A 15,563-nucleotide genomic window follows, 5' to 3' on the forward strand; every position below is an offset into this window, starting at 1 on the left:
GACGCCCGGCCATGGACACCCAGATCACGCTCTCCCAGGTCAAGGACATTCCGGCCGTGCGCCAGGCCGGCCTGCTGCTGGCGCTGGCCGCAGCGGTCGCGCTCGGCATCGCCGGCTTCTTCTGGTCGCTGTCGCCGACCTACGTGACCCTGTACTCGGGCCTGCCCGATCGCGACGCCGCCGAAGTGGTGGGCTCGCTGCGCTCGGCGCAGATTCCCAACGAGATCGATGCCGTCACCGGCGCCATCAAGGTGCCGGAAGCGCGGGTGCGCGAGGCGCGCATGCATCTGGCCACCCAGGGCCTGCCGCAGACCACGCGCCCCGGCATCGAGTCGATCAACCAGAATCCCGGCTTCGGCACCAGTCAGTTCGTCGAGGGCGCGCGTTACCAGCACGCGCTGGAGATGGAGATCGCCCGCACCATCAGCGAGCTGCGCCCGGTACGCGAGGCCCGCGTGCATCTGGCCCTGCCCAAGCCCAGCGCGTTTACCCGCGCGCGGCAGCCGGCTTCGGCCTCGGTGATGCTGCAGCTCTACCCCGGCCGCCAGATGGAGCGCGACCAGGTCGCGGCGATCGTGCACCTTGTCGCCAGCAGCATCCCCGACCTCGCCACCGAGCGCGTCACCGTCATCGACCAGACCGGCCGGCTGCTGACCAACAACGACCCCAACGACCCGAACGTGCTGGCGGCCCTGCAGTTCGAGCAGCGCCGGCGCCTGGAGGAGACCCTGGTCGCGCGCATCCAGCAGCTGCTGGAGCCCTTCGCTGGTCCGGGCCGGGTCAGCGCCCAGGTCAGCGTCGACATGGACTTCTCGGTGGTCGAGGAAGCCCGCGAGAGTTTCGTGCCCGACCCCGCCAAGCTGCGCTCCGAGCAGGTCGCCGAGAGCACCAGCAGCGCGCCGCCCAACGAGGGCGTGCCGGGGGCGACATCGAATACGCCGCCGGGCGCCGAGGCCACCGCCGCCACGGAAGGTCCGCAGAGCGCTTCGCGCAGCGCCACCCGCAATTTCGAGATGGACCGCACGGTCAGCCACAGCCGCAACGACACCGGCCGCGTGCAGCGGATCACCGCCGCGGTGCTGATCGACCACGTGCTGTCGGTGCCGGACCCGGCCGCCGCCGTCGCCGCACCTGACCCCACAGCCGATCCCGCGGCAGACCCGGCCGCCGATCCGGCTGCCGCCGCCGCGGCGACCACCACTGCCCTGCCCGCCCTGCAGCCGCTCAGCGCGGAACAACTCGCCCAGGTCGAGCAGCTGGTCAAGCAGGCGATCGGCTTCAACGACGCGCGCGGCGATGCGGTCAGCGTGATGAACGCGCCCTTCCTGCGCGAGGCCCCGGCGCCCATGGACATGAGCGTGCCGCTGACCGAGCAACCCTGGTTCTGGCCGCTGCTGAAGTACGGCGGCGGCCTGCTGCTGGTGATCCTGCTGATCCTGTTCGTGGTGCGGCCGGTGATCCGCACCCTGCTCGGCCCCGCGCCGCGCCGCCGCGACGAGATCGCCGCCGACGAGGGCGACCTGCCCCTGCTGAGCGGCGACACCGAGGGCGGCGAGGACGAGGCCGGCGTGCGCATGCTGCCCGGCCAGGTCAACAACACCCGCGAGCAGCGCGAGGCCATGGTGGCCTCGGCGCGCACGCTGGACGAGAAGCTTCAGCTTGCCCGCAGCACGGTCGCGCAAGATCCGAAGATCGTGGCGCAGGTGGTGAAGAACTGGGTGGCCGCCGATGCCTGACAACAACGACAAGCTCAGCGGCACCCAGCGTGCCGCCGTCCTGCTGATGTCGCTCGGCGAGTCCGAAGCGGCGGAAGTGCTGCGCCAGCTCAGCGCCAAGGAAGTGCAGAAGCTCGGCGTGGCGATGGCGACCATCAGCAACGTCACCAAGGACCAGGTGATCGAGGTGGTCGACGGCTTCGTCGAGGACCTGCAGAGCCAGACCGCCTTCGGCCTGGGCGCCGACGACTACGTGCGCAAGGTGCTGGTGCAGGCGCTGGGCGAAGACAAGGCCGGCGGCCTGATCGAGCGCATCCTGCTCGGCCGCAACAGCAAGGGCCTGGAAACCCTGAAGTGGATGGACCCGCGCTCGATCGCCGACCTGATCCGCAACGAGCATCCGCAGATCATCTCGATCGTGCTGAGCTTCCTGGAAAGCGACCAGGCCGCCGACGTGGTCAAACTGCTGCCGCCGCGCACGCGCGTGGACGCGCTGATGCGCATCGCCACGCTGGAGGGCATTCCGCCGAATGCACTCAACGAACTGAACGACATCATGGAGAAGCGCTTCGCCGGCAACCAGGGCCTGAACCAGAGCCAGGTCGGCGGCGTCAAGGTGGCAGCCGACATCATCAACTTCCTCGACACCAGCACCGAGCAGCAGATCAGCGGCGGCATCCGCGAGGTGGATCCCGAGCTGTGCGACAAGATCCAGGAACTGATGTTCGTCTTCGACAACGTCGCCGATCTCGACGATCGCGCCATCCAGACCGTACTGCGCGAGGTGCAGGGCGACAAGCTGGGGCTGGCCCTGCGCGGCGCCGAAGGCAAGGTCAAGGACAAGATCCTCAAGAACATGTCGCAGCGCGCCGCGGCCATGCTGGTGGAGGACATGGAGGTGCGCGGCCCGGCCAAGTTGTCCGAGGTGGAGGCGGCGCAGAAGGAGATCCTCACCATCATCCGCCGCATGGCCGACGCCGGTGAGATCCAGCTCGGCGGCAGCCGCGAGGAGCTGCTGTGAGCGCCGCGGCGGCGGGCCCGATCCGCCCCACGCCTGGCGGCGAAGGCTTGCAGCGCTGGGAGATGCCGGTGCTGGACCTGCCAACGGCCGACCCGTCCCGGCCGGCCACCTCCGAGGAGGACGCCCCGCTGCCGCCGCCCCCCTCGCTGGAGGACATCGAGGCGATCCAGCGTGCCGCCCACGAGGAGGGCTACGCGGCAGGGCGCGCGGAAGGCCTGGCTGCCGCGCAGGCCGAGATGCGCCTGCTGCAGGCGCGACTGGAGGGCATCCTCGATGCGTTCTCACGCCCCCTGGCGGAACTTGACCAGGAGGTCGAGCAGGCCCTGGTGGAACTGTCTGCGCGGATCGCCGGCACCCTGGTGCGCCAGCACTACCGGGAGCACCCGGAGCTGCTGGCCGCACTCACCCGCGAGGCGATCGACAGCCTGGGCGAGCGTCCGCGCAGCGTGGAGGTGCGCCTGCACCCCGAAGACCTGGAGGCGGTCGAGCCGCTGCTGACGGCGGCCACCGGCACCCGCCTGGTGGCGGACCCGGCCCTGGCCCGCGGCGACCTGCGCGTGCACGCCGAGGACGTGCGCCTTGACGCACGCCTGGCCAGCCGACTGGAGCAGATCCTGCCGCGCCTGCTGAACGCCTCGGCCGAGGCGGAGGGCGAGCCCGCGACTCCGCCGCCGGAGCCGCGGCCGTGAGCGCCAGCCTGCGCCAGCAGCGCCAGGCCCGGCTCGCCAGCCGACTGCGCCGGCATGGCCCGCCCCCTCCGGGCGCCCGCGAGTTCCTCCGCGAGGGTGTCCTGAAGCGCGTGGTCGGGCTCACTTTGGAAGCGGTCGGCTGCGAGGTGCCGCTGGGCGCCAGCTGCCGCCTGCAGACCGCCGACGGCAGCTGGGTCGAGGCCGAGGTGGTCGGCTTCTCCGGCGATCGCACCTTCCTGATGCCCAGCACCGAGGTGCAGGGCCTGCTGCCGAACGCACGCGTGGTCCCCGTGCCCGGCGGTGCCGCCGGCGTGCGCGTCGGCGATGCCCTGCTCGGCCGCGTGATCGATGGCGAAGGCGTGCCGCTGGACGGCCGCGGCGAGCCGCGCTGCGAGGCCACGGTCAGCCTCACCGGCCCGGTCATCAATCCGCTGCAGCGCGAGCCCATCCACCAGTCGCTGGACGTCGGCGTGCGCGCAATCAACGCGCTGATCCCGATCGGCCGGGGCCAGCGCGTCGGCCTGTTCGCCGGCTCCGGCGTCGGCAAGTCGACCCTGCTGGGCATGATGACGCGCTACACCTCGGCCGACGTGGTCGTGGTCGGCCTGATCGGCGAGCGCGGCCGCGAGGTCCGCGACTTCGTCGAGAACACGCTGGGCCAGATGGGCCTCAACCGCGCGGTGGTGGTGGCCACCCCCGCCGACCGCCCACCGCTGGCGCGCCTGCACGGCGCCTGGCGCGCTACCGCGATCGCCGAGTACTTCCGCGACCAGGGCCGCAACGTGCTGCTGCTGATGGATTCGCTGACGCGCTTCGCCCAGGCCCAGCGCGAGATCGGCCTGTCGGTGGGCGAGCCACCGACCACCCGTGGCTATCCGCCCAGCGTGTTCGCGCGCCTGCCGCAGCTGGTCGAACGGGCGGGAAATGGAGCGGCCGGACGCGGCTCCATCACCGCCTTCTACACCGTGCTGACCGAGGGTGACGACGTGCACGAACCGATCTCGGACGCCGCCCGCGCGATCCTCGACGGCCACATCGTGCTCTCGCGCGCGGTGGCCGAGAGCGGGCGCTACCCCGCGATCGACGTGGAGGGCTCGGTCAGCCGCGTGGTCAGCGAGATCGCCGACGCCGACTGGCGCGCGCAGATCAGCCAGGTGCGCCAGCTGATGTCGGCCTACTCCAGCCACAAGGACCTGATCTCGATCGGCGCCTACCAGCGCGGCTCGGATCCGCGCGTCGACGACGCCCTGCGGCGCTGGCCGGCGCTGATGCGCTTCCTCAACCAGGATGTGGCCGACGCCGCAGACATCGCCAGCAGTCGCGCCGCACTCTCGCAACTGATCCACGAAGGTAGCTAGAGGACCTGCTCATGGACAGCAATCGCCTGCGCCCCATCCAGCAGATCGCCGCCGACCGCGAGACCGAGCGCGCACGCGCGCTGGCCGAGCGCAGCAAGCACCTGGCGACGCACCAGCAGCGCCTCGACGAGCTCTCGAAGTACGCGCACGAGTACGCGCAGCCGCCGGCCGAGCTGACCAGCGCCGCGCAGCTGCTGAACCGCCGCGCCTTCCTCGACAAGCTCGATGACGCGCTCAAGCAGCAGCAGCAGGCGGTGCGCCGCGCCGAGGAGAACTGCGAGCTGGAGCGCACCCGGCTGCTGCTGGCCAGCCGCGAGAAGGCGGTGCTCGAAAAACTCTCGGCCGCGTACGTCAAGCGCGAGGCCCATGTCGACAACCAGCGCGCCCAGCGCGAACTCGACGACCACGCCGTGCGTCAGCACCTGCGCGGCAGCGGAGGTTCCGAATGAATGCCGCACCCATGGCCGCCCCGGCAGCGGCCAGCGCCCCGCGCGGATCCAGCGCACGCACCGAATCGACAGTCGGGGCGTCCGGCTTCGCTGCGCTCTTCGCCCAGCTCGAACCCTCGACTTCACAGGCCGAGCCGACCGCGCTGCCGACTGCTGCCGCGCAGCCGGTCGAACAGGCGGAGACGCCGGCGCCCGAGGGTCCGGATCCAGCCCTGCTCGCCGCGCTGGGCCTTGCGCCGCTGCCGCCTGCGCTGCCGGGCAGTGCTTCCGGCTTTGACTTGGGCTTCGGCGGCATGGCCGTACAGGCGCAGGCGAGCTCGGCTGGCGCTGCGGGTGCAGGGCTGACGGCGGAGCCTTTGGCCCAACTGCCGGGCCTTGGCGCCGTCGCTGCGCCCTACGAGCGCCTGGCCACGGCGCAGGTCGGTACAGAAGTTCCAGCAGACACCTTGTTGCGTCACCCTCGCGCAGGCGGGGATCCCGCGGCGATGCTCCCACCATCGACCTTCCCGGCAACCACGGGCGACGCTGGCCCGCGGCTTTCGCCCGCTGCCATCGCCGCACAGCTCGCGCGCGCTCCCGCGGTCAACGCCGTCGACGGCCACTTGGCCGCAGCAGCTACGGGCGGCGCTGCAGGTGCAGCAGAAGCATCGGCGTCGACAGCAGCGCAGACACTCGCGGGAGCGCTGGCAGCCAGCGCGGAAGCGCTCGCCGCCGCCGAGACCGCGACCACCGCAGCACCGCGACCCGGCGCCAACTTCAGCGCCGCGGCCAACCCGCAGACGCCCGGCCTGACACCGCCTTCAGCAGGGGCCGCAACGGCCCTGCCTGCGGGCGAAGCCGGCATCGATCTGGCGGGACTGAGCCAGCTTCCGGACACAGGCGAAGACGCGCTGCCGGCGCGCACCTCTCCGCGCAGCGCGCCCAGCAGCGTCCTGCAGGCAGCGCTGGGCGCAGAGCGCGCCGAACTTGCCGCGAGCCCGCGCGAATCGCTGGCGCCGACGCTGCTGCCGGTCCTTCCCAGCGCACGGCTTGAGCCCGGCTCGCCGCAGTTCAGTGCCAGCTTGAGCCAGCAGGTGGTCTGGATGGCTTCGCAGCAGGTCGGTCGCGCCGAGTTGAAGCTGTCGCCTGACGAACTCGGCCCGCTGGAGATCAGCCTGGAAATGAACGGCGACGAGATCCGCGCCGAGTTCGCCAGCCGCAGCGCCGACGTGCGCAGCCTGCTCGAAACCCAGGTGCCGCGCCTGCGCGAACTGCTCGCCGAACAGGGCTTCAACCTCGCCGACGCCCAGGTCGGACAGGAGCGCGCCGCCTACCAGGACGCGCCGCAGCAGCGCGAGGGCTTCACCCGGCGCGATGCAGCCAAGGGCGGATCGGACGAGGGCGTTGCAGCCGAAGCTCCCGCCGCGGTGGCCATCCGCCACCACAACGGCCTGATCGACGATTTCGCCTGAGATCCGGGATCCGGGATCCGGGATCGGGATCGGGATCGAGAATCGGGATCGGGATCGGGATCGGCTGAAGCATAGGGTGGGCCCTGGCCCACCAGGAGCTCCGCACCTGCCCCGGTCCAACTCTCCCCCATCCCGCGCACGCACCCCGTGCGAAGCCGCCTGCCGCTTCTCTCAACACGTCGCGTCACTCGCGATTTGCGGTGGATGCGCTTTGCTTATCCACCCTACGCGTAGCGCGGTGGTCGACTTCGTTGGAGGCATCGCGTCATTCGAACTCGTAGGGCGGATAAGCGCAGCGCATCCGCCAGCTCTCACGCGCCTTGCTCGGCAGCCCGCGCTCAGGCAGCGCTGCCACCGCGAATCTGACTCTGCTGATAGCGCTCCAGGCCGATCATGCGGATCAGCCGCAGCTGCTGCTCCAGCCAGCGCGTGTGGTCTTCCTCGGTGTCCTTCATCTGCGCGACCAGGATGTCGCGGGTCACGTAGTCGCCGTGCTGCTCGCACAGGGCCACACCCCGGGCCAGATGTCCGCGCACCGTGTACTCCAGCTGCAGGTCGCGCTCCAGCATTTCCTCGACCGTGCGCCCCGGCTCGAAGGCATCGGGCCGCATGTCGGGGTCGCCTTCCAGGAACAGGATCCGCCGCAGCAGGGCATCGGCATGCTGGCCCTCCTCTTCCGCCTCGTGGTTGATGCGCTCGTAAAGCGCAGCGAGGCCAAGGTCGTCGTAGCGACGCGAATGGATCAGGTACTGGTCGCGCGCGGCCAGCTCGCCGCGCAGCAGGAACTTCAGGTAGTCGACAACTTCAGGATGGCCCTTCATCGGACGGTCTCCTCGCACACGATGCCGGGGAGTATGCCCAAGCCGGCGTGGAGGCGATCGGATGAGAAGCGTTTGCCAAGAGCCGGGATTGGGGATTCGGGATTCGGGATTCGCCGACGGTCGGGACGGCGGTCAGGCCTGAAGGCCTTCGACGATCACCGCTCCAGCGAGCAGCATCTCAGCCGCGGGAGCGCGCGCTGTGAATCCCCAATCCCGAACCCCAGCTCCTCACCCCCTCATCGCACTCCGCACCTGCGCTTCCACCGCCGCGATCGCGCTCATATTGACGACGCGTCGCACGGTCGCCGAGGGCGTGAGCACGTGGGCGCTGTGCGAGACACCCATCAGGATCGGCCCGAGGCCGACGCCGTCGGTCATGCTGCGCACCAGGTTGTAGGCGGTGTTGGCGGCGTCGAGGTTGGGGAAGACCAGCACATTGGCGCGGCCCTTCAGGCGCGAGTCCGGGAACAGATGGTTGCGCACCTCTTCGCTGAGCGCGGCGTCGACGTGCATCTCGCCTTCGACCTCGAGCTTGGGCGCACGCACGCGGATGCGCTTCAGCGCCTCGCGCAGCTTGATCGCCGACGGCGAATCGTGGGTGCCGAAGTTGCTGTGGCTGACCAGCGCCACTTTCGGTTCGACGCCGAACATCTTGACCCGGTAGGCCGCCTGCAGCGCCGCTTCGGCGATCTGGTCGGCGGTCGGGTCGACCTGCATGTGGGTGTCGGTGAAGAAGAACACGCCCTTGTCGTTCAGCACCGCCGACATCGCGGCGACCTTGTCCTCGCCCTGGTCGGTGCCGAGCACGTCGATCACATGCTTGGCCTTCTTCTGGTAGCGACCGACCAGGCCGCAGAGCAGGGCGTCGGCCTCGCCGCGGCGGACCATCAGCGCGGCGATCACGGTGGCGCGCGAGCGCACGATCGCCTTCGCGGCCGCCGGCGTTACGCCGCGGCGCTGCATGATCTGGTGGTAGAGCTGCCAGTAGTCGTTGAAGCGCGGGTCGTCGTCGATGTTGGTGACGTCGACATCCACGCCCGGACGGATGCGCAGGCCCAGGCGCTGGATGCGCGCCTCGATCACCGCCGGGCGGCCAATCAGGATCGGCCGCGCGATGCGCTCGTCGACCACGGTCTGCACCGCGCGCAGCACCACTTCCTCCTCGCCTTCGGCATAGGCCACGCGCTGCAGGCTGGCGCGGGCGCGCTCGACCAGCGGCTTCATCAGCAGGCCCGTGCGGAACACGAAGGTGTTGAGCTTCTCGCGATAGGCGTCGAGGTCGATCGCGCGCGTGGCCACGCCCGACTCCATCGCCGCCTGCGCCACCGCCGGCGCCAGCGAGGCCAGCAGACGCGGATCGAAGGGACGCGGAATCAGATACTCGGGCCCGAAGCTCGGCGTCTCACCGGCATAGGCCGCGCCGAGGTCGCTGGCTTCCTTGCGCGCCAGTTCAGCGATGGCCTTGACGCAGGCCAGCTTCATCGCCTCGTTGATCGTGGTGGCGCCGACATCGAGCGCGCCGCGGAAGATGTAGGGGAAGCACAGCGCGTTGTTGACCTGGTTCGGGTAGTCCGAACGGCCAGTGGCGATGATGCAGTCCGGGCGCGTGCTGCGCGCCAGCGCGGGGTCGATCTCCGGCGTCGGATTGGCCAGGGCCAGAACCACCGGGCGCTCGGCCATGGTGGCCAGCATCTCGGGCTTCAGGATGTTGCCGGCCGACAGGCCGAGGAACACATCGGCGCCGACCAGGATGTCGGCCAGGGTCCGCGCGTCGGTGTCGCGCGCATAGCGGCGCTTGTCGGGGTCGAGATCGGTGCGCCCAGTGTGGATCACGCCGTCGCGATCGACCGCGAGGATGTTCTCGGGCTTCAGGCCCAACGCCACCAGCATGTCGAGGCAGGCGATGCCGGCCGCACCCGCGCCCGAGGTGGCGAGCTTGACGTCCTCGATCTTCTTGCCGACCACGTGCAGGGCGTTCAGCACCGCGGCGCCGACGATGATCGCGGTGCCGTGCTGGTCGTCGTGGAAGACCGGGATCTTCATCCGCTCGCGCAGCTTGCGCTCGACGATGAAGCACTCCGGCGCCTTGATGTCTTCGAGGTTCACGCCACCGAAGGTGGGCTCCAGTGCGGCGATGATGTCGACCAGCTTGTCGGGGTCGTTCTCGCTGACCTCGATGTCGAACACGTCGATGCCGGCGAACTTCTGGAACAGCACGCCCTTGCCTTCCATCACCGGCTTGGCCGCCAGCGGGCCGATGTTGCCGAGCCCGAGCACGGCGGTGCCGTTGGTGATGACGGCGACCAGATTGGCGCGGGCGGTGACGGTGGAGGCCTCGGCCGGATCCGCCACGATCGCCTCGCAGGCCGCGGCCACGCCCGGCGAATAGGCCAGCGCGAGATCGCGCTGGTTCACCAGCGCCTTGGTCGGCGTGACCTTGATCTTCCCCGGCGGGTGCTGGCGGTGGTAGTCGAGGGCGGCTTGCTTGAAGGCGTCGTTGTCGGACATGTCGGGCGCAGGGCTCAGGTGACAGCGGGGTCGACCATGGTAGCGCCCCGCGACGCCGCTGGCCGCCCGTGCCCTGACGTATGTCGAACGCACCCACGCGCTGGCCCGCCCTGAGCTCAAACCTCGCAGCACCCTTTCGGACCCATAGGGTGGGCCCTGGCCCACCATGAGCTCGAACCTCGCCCCACCCCTTCGAACCCATAGGGTGGGCCCTGGCCCACCATGAGCTCGAACCTCGCCCCACCCCTTCAAACCCATAGGGTGGGCCCTGGCCCACCCTGGCCTTCGCTTTCGCTCCGGTGTGCGCCGCACCGAGCGTTGAAGCGGCTCGGCTCGCCCTTCGCGGTGACCGGGGCTGGAGTCGAGCTCCGGTGGGCCAGGGCCCACCCTATGGAGCCGTGGACCTTGACGCGGAGCGGCCCACGCTGTGCGTCGCCGCTATAGGCCGAGCGTGAGGTCCTCGGCTTCGACGCGGTCGATGCGGATGCGGTTGGCGAACAGCGAGAAGGCCAGCACGCCGGCGAGGCCGTTCGCGCGCTGCGCCCAGGGCGGCAGGTACAGCGGCTCGGCGATCACCCCGTCCTCGAACAGCGGCTCCAGGGTGAACACGTCATGCAGGGCCATCTTGCCGGCGAACAGCAGGTGCGACAGCCGCGGCCGGCGGTGGCGGATGGTCCAGCGGAAGAAGGTGTGCACGCTGAGCATGCCGTGCAGGTAGACCGCGTCCTTGGTGAAGGCTGCCCCGCCCGAGGTTGGGCAGCCGCGGAACACCCGCTGCGCCGAGGCGAAACTCTCCACTTCGCTCTGGCCCGAGTCGAGAAAGAAGCGGAACACGTCGATGAAGTCGGCACCGTTCAGGGCCATGTCGATGGCGAGGATGCGCAGCGACAGTCGCTTCAGCCGCGGCAGGTCGATCGCCCCGGTCATCAGCTCGGCAAAGGTCGCGAGCCCCTCCTGCGTCGCGGTGACCCGCGGCGCGCTGCGCGACAGGCTCTTCAGATGCGGCTGCTCGCGACCGTTGAGCGCGGTCAGCGAGTGCACGAAGGCCTCGTGCTCCAGCAGCTGGCGCAGGTCGTACTCGCTGAAGCTGGCGCCGCCGCGCAGGCGGATACGGGTCGGGCCGGCCGCGGCCTTGGCGATCAGCTCGGGGTCGACCTCGACGCGCACGCGATGGCCGACGAAGAAGGCGTCCAGCGCGGCCTGCAGCTCGGCGGCCATGGCCTCGGCGCTGTACACGGCCTCGCCGTCTTCGGCCGGCAGGGTGCCGCTGACCTCGTCGGCGATCTCGATGAAATGGCGGGCGGCGTCGATATTCGTGTAGGCCGAGCCGGGCAGCGCATCGCCGGGCCGGCCGAAGATCTGGATGGAGTGCCAGCTCGCCGCTTCGCTGCCCGCCGCTTCGATCAGCCAGGCGGCGTGCAGCCAGCTTTCGGCGCTGCGCTGCAGGTACTGGCCCAGCGGGTGCTGCGGATCGGCGGCATCGCGGATCGCCGCCAGCTCGGCGCGCGCCGCCGAGAGGTCGCGACCGCGGTAGCGCGGCGTCGGCAGCTGCGGCTGGCCGCGGCGGAAGCCTTCAAGGAAGCGCTCCTGCTCAGCCACCGGCCAGCTGACGGCCTGCAGCAGGCGGATCGCCCCCACGGCATCGACCAGACGGGCGTCGAGTGCGATGTGGTGGGCGAGTTCGGGGGACATGGCCGCACTCTAACCAATGCGCCGAGCGCTTGGGCGCCTTGCGCGGTCGCGCCTTCGCATAGGGTGGGCCCTGGCCCACCGTGGGCTCGACCGCAGCTCTCTACGCCCTGTTGCTTCGGCGTTCGCTCTGCGAAGGGAGCCCGCCCGCATTGATGACCGCGGCCAGTGCTGCCCATGGTGGGCCAGGGCCCACCCTATGCACGGGGCTCGACCGCGTCTGTGCGCTTCCGTTGCTTCGGCGTTCGCTCTGCGAAGGACGCCCGCCCACATTCAAGACCGGGGCACGCGTGGTGTCCATGGTGGGCCAGGGCCCACCCTATGCACGGGGCTCGACCGCGTCTGTGCGCTTCCGTTGCTTCGGCGTTCGCTCTGCGAAGGACGCCCGCCCACATTCAAGACCGGGGCACGCGTGGTGTCCATGGTGGGCCAGGGCCCACCCTATGCACGGGGCTCGACCGCGTCTGTGCGCTTCCGTTGCTTCGGCGTTCGCTCTGCGAAGGACGCCCGCCCACATTCAAGACCGGGGCACGCGTGGTGTCCATGGTGGGCCAGGGCCCACCCTGAACGCGACGCGGAGCGCCTTGACCTTGGTGCAACTCGCGTCAAGGCCTGTGCATGCCGCAGAATCAGGCGCCACCCGCCGCATCGGAGCGCTCGTGATCCCACGCCTCGGACTGCCACGCCTGCTCGTGACGCTCGCCCTCGTCGTCCTGCTCGGCGCCTGCGCCACCAAGGGCGGCGACAACATCAAGCTCGACGCCGCCCTGTTCAACTATGCCGGCGCGATCCGCTTCAGCGATCTGGAGCGCGCCTACGAGTTCGTCGACCCCAAGCTGCGCGTCGAGAAGCCGATCAGCCGGCTCGAATGGGAGCGCTACGCCCAGGTGCAATTCACCGGCTACCTGGTCAAGGCCAAGGAGCCCGCCGGCCAGGGCGAGGTGCGGCAGCTGGTCGAGGTGCGCCTGATCAACCGCCACACCCAGGTCGAGCGGACCTTCCTGGTGCGCGAACTGTGGCGCTGGGACGCCGAGGCCAAGCAGTGGTGGCTGACCACCGGCCTGCCCGACATCTCGCAGGGCTGATCCCATGCCCCGGCGCCTGATCAGCGACTTCCGGGGCTTTGTTCCGCAGCTGTACACCACGCTGGCCCGCGGCTACGGCGCGCGTGACCTGCGCGCCGACCTGGTAGCCGGGCTCACGGTCGCCATCGTCGCCCTGCCGCTGGCGATGGCGCTGGCGATCGCTTCCGGCACCACGCCCGAGCGCGGCCTGCACACCGCCATCGTCGCCGGCTTCCTGATTTCGGCACTCGGCGGCTCGCGCGTGCAGATCGGCGGCCCCACCGCGGCCTTCATCCCGGTGGTGTTCAACGTCATCGAGCGCTTCGGCTACGAGGGCCTGATCCTCTGCACCCTGCTGGCCGGGCTGATCCTGATCGCCGCCGGCCTGCTGCGCCTGGGCGTGCTGCTGCGCTACATGCCGCAGCCAGTGATCACCGGCTTCACTGCAGGGATCGCGGTGTCGATCTTCGCCAGCCAGGTCAAGGACGCGCTCGGCCTGCGCATGGACCAGGTGCCCGGCGAGTTCTTCGAGCGTTGGGCGGCCTACTTCGCGCATCTGCCCACCTGGCAGCCGGCCGCGGCGGCGCTGTGCGCCGGTGGACTGATCGCGCTGGCCCTGCTCAAGCGCCATCGGCCCGGCTGGCCGGCCTTCCTGATCGTGGTGGTGGCCGGCAGCGTTGCCGCGCTGGGGCTACCGGTGCCGACCATCGGCAGCACCTTCGGCGAGCTGCCGGCGGCGCTGCCCGACTTCGCGATCCCGAACATTCCCTTCGAGCGCACCTTCGAGCTGCTGCCGGCGGCGCTGACCATCGCCTTCCTCGCCGGCGTCGAGTCCCTGCTGTCGGCGGTGGTGGCGGACGGCATGACCGGCCAGCGCCATCGTTCGAACGCTGAACTGGTGGCCCAGGGCGTGGCGAACGCGGCCTCGGCCCTGGTCGCCGGCCTGCCGGCCACGGGCGCGCTGGCTCGCACCGCCACCAACATCCGCGCCGGCGCGCGCTCGCCTGTCGCCGGCATGGCGCACGCGGGCTTCCTGCTGGCCTTCATGCTGGTGCTGGCGCCGCTGATGGTCTACGTGCCGCTGTCGGTGCTGGCGGCCCTGCTGCTGGTGGTGGCCTGGAACATGGCCGAGATCCACCGCTTCAAGCAGCTGCTGCGCGCGCCGGTGGGCGATCGCGTGGTGCTGCTGGTGACCTTCGCCCTGACCGTGGCCTTCGACCTGACCCTCGCCATCGAAGTCGGGGTGGTGCTGGCGGCCTTCGTCTTCATGCACCGCATGAGCACCAGCGTCAGCGTGGCACCGGTCGAAGACGGCGATGCGGACGAGGAACCCGATGCCCGCCAGCGCCTGCCCGAAGGCGTCGAGATGTTCCGCTTCTCCGGGCCGCTGTTCTTCGCCGTGGCCAACCGCCTCGACCAGGTGCTGGACCCGATCCGCGAACCGCCGAAGGTGTTCATCCTGCGCCTGCGCCAGGTGCCGCTGATCGATGCCTCGGGCGTGACCGCGCTGGAGGAGTTCGTCAGCCGCTGCCAGAAGATGGGCACGGCGGTGATCCTGTCCGGCCTGCACGGCCAGCCGCACGCGATCCTGCACCAGATGGATTTCGGCAAGCACCCCAACCTGCTCGGCCTCGCCGCCGGCTTTGACGAAGCGCTGGCGATGGCGCAGGCCGCGATGAAGATCGAAGCCCCATAGGGTGGGCCCCGGCCCACCACGAGCCCAAGGCTCGCCGCGGTCACGATCCGCGAACCCGCCCCGGCGCCCCCCATCACAGCGTCATAGGGTGGGCCCCGGCCCACCATGAGCTCCACGCTTGCGCCGGTCACAGCTTCGGAGCGTCGATCCACACGCACGCCTTCGACACCGTTCGCGAGAGTCAAATCCACGGTGGGCCAGGGCCCACCCTATGCAGCCCGCTTTGAATTCCGAATCCCTTCCCCGCCCTCGCGCGCAGCGCTCGGGCGTTCGGCAGCGCGCGCGGCAGTGCCGCGCAAGCGCGCCGGCTCACCCCCAATCCCAGCGCTCAGAGCGCGTCCGGCCCGACCTCGCCGGTGCGGATGCGGATCACCTGGTCCAGCGTGTGCACGAAAATCTTGCCGTCGCCGATCTTGCCGGTGTTGGCGGCATTGCGGATGGCCTCGACCACCTGCTCGACGCGGTCGGCCTCGATCGCCACCTCGATCCGCACCTTGGGCAGGAAATCGACCACGTACTCGGCGCCGCGATACAGCTCGGTGTGGCCCTTCTGCCGGCCGAAGCCCTTGACCTCGGTGACGGTCACGCCGGTCACGCCCACTTCCGACAGCGCCTCGCGCACGTCGTCCAGTTTGAAGGGCTTGATGATGGCGGTGACCATTTTCATGGGTGGCTCCGGGCATTGAGGGCGCGCACAGGATAGCGGGAATGCCCCGCCGAAGCCGCGACGCGCCCGGATCGTGGACGGGCATCCATCAATCGGCAGCGAGCACGGCTGGGCCATGGACTCCGCCCCAGGCACCGCATCCCCCGGACCCGCTGGTGGATGCGCTGCGCTTATCCACCCTACGACCGCGAGTGACGCCTTGCTCCGAACGCAGCCCCACGCACATAGGCGCGTAGGGCAGATAAGCACAGCGCATCTGCCGCCTCCTGCCCCGGTCTTGGCAATCCCCCTGCCCCGTTCTCGGCCATCCCACCTACACGGGCCTCGGCCATCCCACCAGCGCGGGTCCCGGCAATCATTCAACCCGCACGGCTCGCGACAAATCTCATGCCCCGGCCGGTCGCGCAACCTCCACCCGCAAGATTCCCCTGCGGG

General features: G+C 70.3%; 12 protein-coding genes. 8 read left to right on the forward strand and 4 right to left on the reverse strand.

Translation table 11 applies throughout. The annotated features are described in order from the left end of the window. Positions 1–11 precede the first annotated feature (11 nt). Genes fliF through Q0654_RS18245 form a run of 6 tightly spaced genes read left to right on the forward strand, consistent with a single transcriptional unit; the run spans position 12 to position 6,683 of the window. Complete coding sequence (gene fliF, locus Q0654_RS18220; protein WP_298856397.1) at positions 12–1,736, forward strand: flagellar basal-body MS-ring/collar protein FliF; 1,725 nt, start codon at positions 12–14, stop codon at positions 1,734–1,736. Then, positions 1,729–2,736 (forward strand): flagellar motor switch protein FliG, encoded by a 1,008-nt coding sequence (fliG, locus tag Q0654_RS18225; RefSeq protein ID WP_298856398.1) that lies wholly within the window; start codon positions 1,729–1,731, stop codon positions 2,734–2,736. Before fliF ends, fliG begins: the two co-directional genes overlap by 8 nt. Beyond that, the gene (locus tag Q0654_RS18230) at positions 2,733–3,425 is read left to right on the forward strand and encodes a FliH/SctL family protein (protein WP_298856399.1); all 693 of its coding nucleotides are present in this window, start codon (positions 2,733–2,735) and stop codon (positions 3,423–3,425) included. Before fliG ends, Q0654_RS18230 begins: the two co-directional genes overlap by 4 nt. Before the next feature lie 44 nt (positions 3,426–3,469). Continuing rightward, positions 3,470–4,783, forward strand: a complete 1,314-nt coding sequence (gene fliI, locus Q0654_RS18235) for a flagellar protein export ATPase FliI (protein ID WP_298856415.1) — start codon at positions 3,470–3,472, stop codon at positions 4,781–4,783. Between the two features lie 11 nt (positions 4,784–4,794). Beyond that, positions 4,795–5,232 (forward strand): flagellar export protein FliJ, encoded by a 438-nt coding sequence (gene fliJ, locus Q0654_RS18240; protein WP_298856400.1) that lies wholly within the window; start codon positions 4,795–4,797, stop codon positions 5,230–5,232. Then, positions 5,229–6,683 carry a flagellar hook-length control protein FliK gene (locus tag Q0654_RS18245; RefSeq protein ID WP_298856401.1) on the forward strand — a complete coding sequence of 485 codons (1,455 nt, stop codon included), beginning with the start codon at positions 5,229–5,231 and terminating at the stop codon, positions 6,681–6,683. The genes fliJ and Q0654_RS18245 overlap by 4 nt, the downstream gene beginning before the upstream one ends. Positions 6,684–7,021: 338 nt before the next feature. On the opposite strand, the gene bfr is transcribed toward Q0654_RS18245, so the two are convergent. The 3 genes from bfr to Q0654_RS18260 all read right to left on the reverse strand — a co-directional run bounded on the left by bfr (position 7,022) and on the right by Q0654_RS18260 (position 11,704). Beyond that, positions 7,022–7,504, reverse strand: a complete 483-nt coding sequence (gene bfr / locus Q0654_RS18250; RefSeq protein WP_298856402.1) for a bacterioferritin — start codon at positions 7,502–7,504, stop codon at positions 7,022–7,024. Positions 7,505–7,732: 228 nt separating this feature from the next. Continuing rightward, on the reverse strand, positions 7,733–10,012 hold the full coding sequence (locus tag Q0654_RS18255) for an NADP-dependent malic enzyme (RefSeq protein ID WP_298856403.1): 2,280 nt from the start codon (positions 10,010–10,012) through the stop codon (positions 7,733–7,735). Positions 10,013–10,450: 438 nt separating this feature from the next. Then, a complete protein-coding gene (locus tag Q0654_RS18260) occupies positions 10,451–11,704 on the reverse strand; it encodes a flavohemoglobin expression-modulating QEGLA motif protein (RefSeq protein ID WP_298856404.1) in 1,254 nt (417 codons plus the stop codon). A gap of 656 nt (positions 11,705–12,360) precedes the next feature. Here Q0654_RS18260 and Q0654_RS18265 point away from each other — a divergent pair. Together Q0654_RS18265 and Q0654_RS18270 are read left to right on the forward strand one after the other, a co-directional pair. Then, positions 12,361–12,786 carry a hypothetical protein gene (locus tag Q0654_RS18265; RefSeq protein WP_298856405.1) on the forward strand — a complete coding sequence of 142 codons (426 nt, stop codon included), beginning with the start codon at positions 12,361–12,363 and terminating at the stop codon, positions 12,784–12,786. Positions 12,787–12,790: 4 nt separating this feature from the next. After that, positions 12,791–14,461: a SulP family inorganic anion transporter gene (locus tag Q0654_RS18270; protein WP_298856406.1), complete on the forward strand. Its 1,671-nt coding sequence runs from the start codon at positions 12,791–12,793 to the stop codon at positions 14,459–14,461. 328 nt (positions 14,462–14,789) lie between these two features. Here Q0654_RS18270 and Q0654_RS18275 read toward each other — a convergent pair whose 3' ends face one another. Beyond that, positions 14,790–15,128 (reverse strand): P-II family nitrogen regulator, encoded by a 339-nt coding sequence (locus tag Q0654_RS18275; RefSeq protein ID WP_298856407.1) that lies wholly within the window; start codon positions 15,126–15,128, stop codon positions 14,790–14,792. Positions 15,129–15,563 lie beyond the last annotated feature (435 nt).

The organism is uncultured Aquimonas sp. (genome assembly GCF_937888285.1).
Lineage (GTDB): Bacteria > Pseudomonadota > Gammaproteobacteria > Xanthomonadales > Xanthomonadaceae > Aquimonas.

Bases quoted from the DNA above. Each gene is read 5' to 3' on its own strand.
- fliF (WP_298856397.1), top strand. From the start codon at position 12: ATGGACACCCAGATCACGCTCTCCCAGGTCAAGGACATTCCGGCCGTG.
- fliG (WP_298856398.1), top strand. From the start codon at position 1,729: ATGCCTGACAACAACGACAAGCTCAGCGGCACCCAGCGTGCCGCCGTC.
- fliJ (WP_298856400.1), top strand. From the start codon at position 4,795: ATGGACAGCAATCGCCTGCGCCCCATCCAGCAGATCGCCGCCGACCGC.
- Q0654_RS18245 (WP_298856401.1), top strand. From the start codon at position 5,229: ATGAATGCCGCACCCATGGCCGCCCCGGCAGCGGCCAGCGCCCCGCGC.
- bfr (WP_298856402.1), bottom strand. From the start codon at position 7,504: ATGAAGGGCCATCCTGAAGTTGTCGACTACCTGAAGTTCCTGCTGCGC.
- Q0654_RS18255 (WP_298856403.1), bottom strand. From the start codon at position 10,012: ATGTCCGACAACGACGCCTTCAAGCAAGCCGCCCTCGACTACCACCGC.
- Q0654_RS18260 (WP_298856404.1), bottom strand. From the start codon at position 11,704: ATGTCCCCCGAACTCGCCCACCACATCGCACTCGACGCCCGTCTGGTC.
- Q0654_RS18270 (WP_298856406.1), top strand. From the start codon at position 12,791: ATGCCCCGGCGCCTGATCAGCGACTTCCGGGGCTTTGTTCCGCAGCTG.
- Q0654_RS18275 (WP_298856407.1), bottom strand. From the start codon at position 15,128: ATGAAAATGGTCACCGCCATCATCAAGCCCTTCAAACTGGACGACGTG.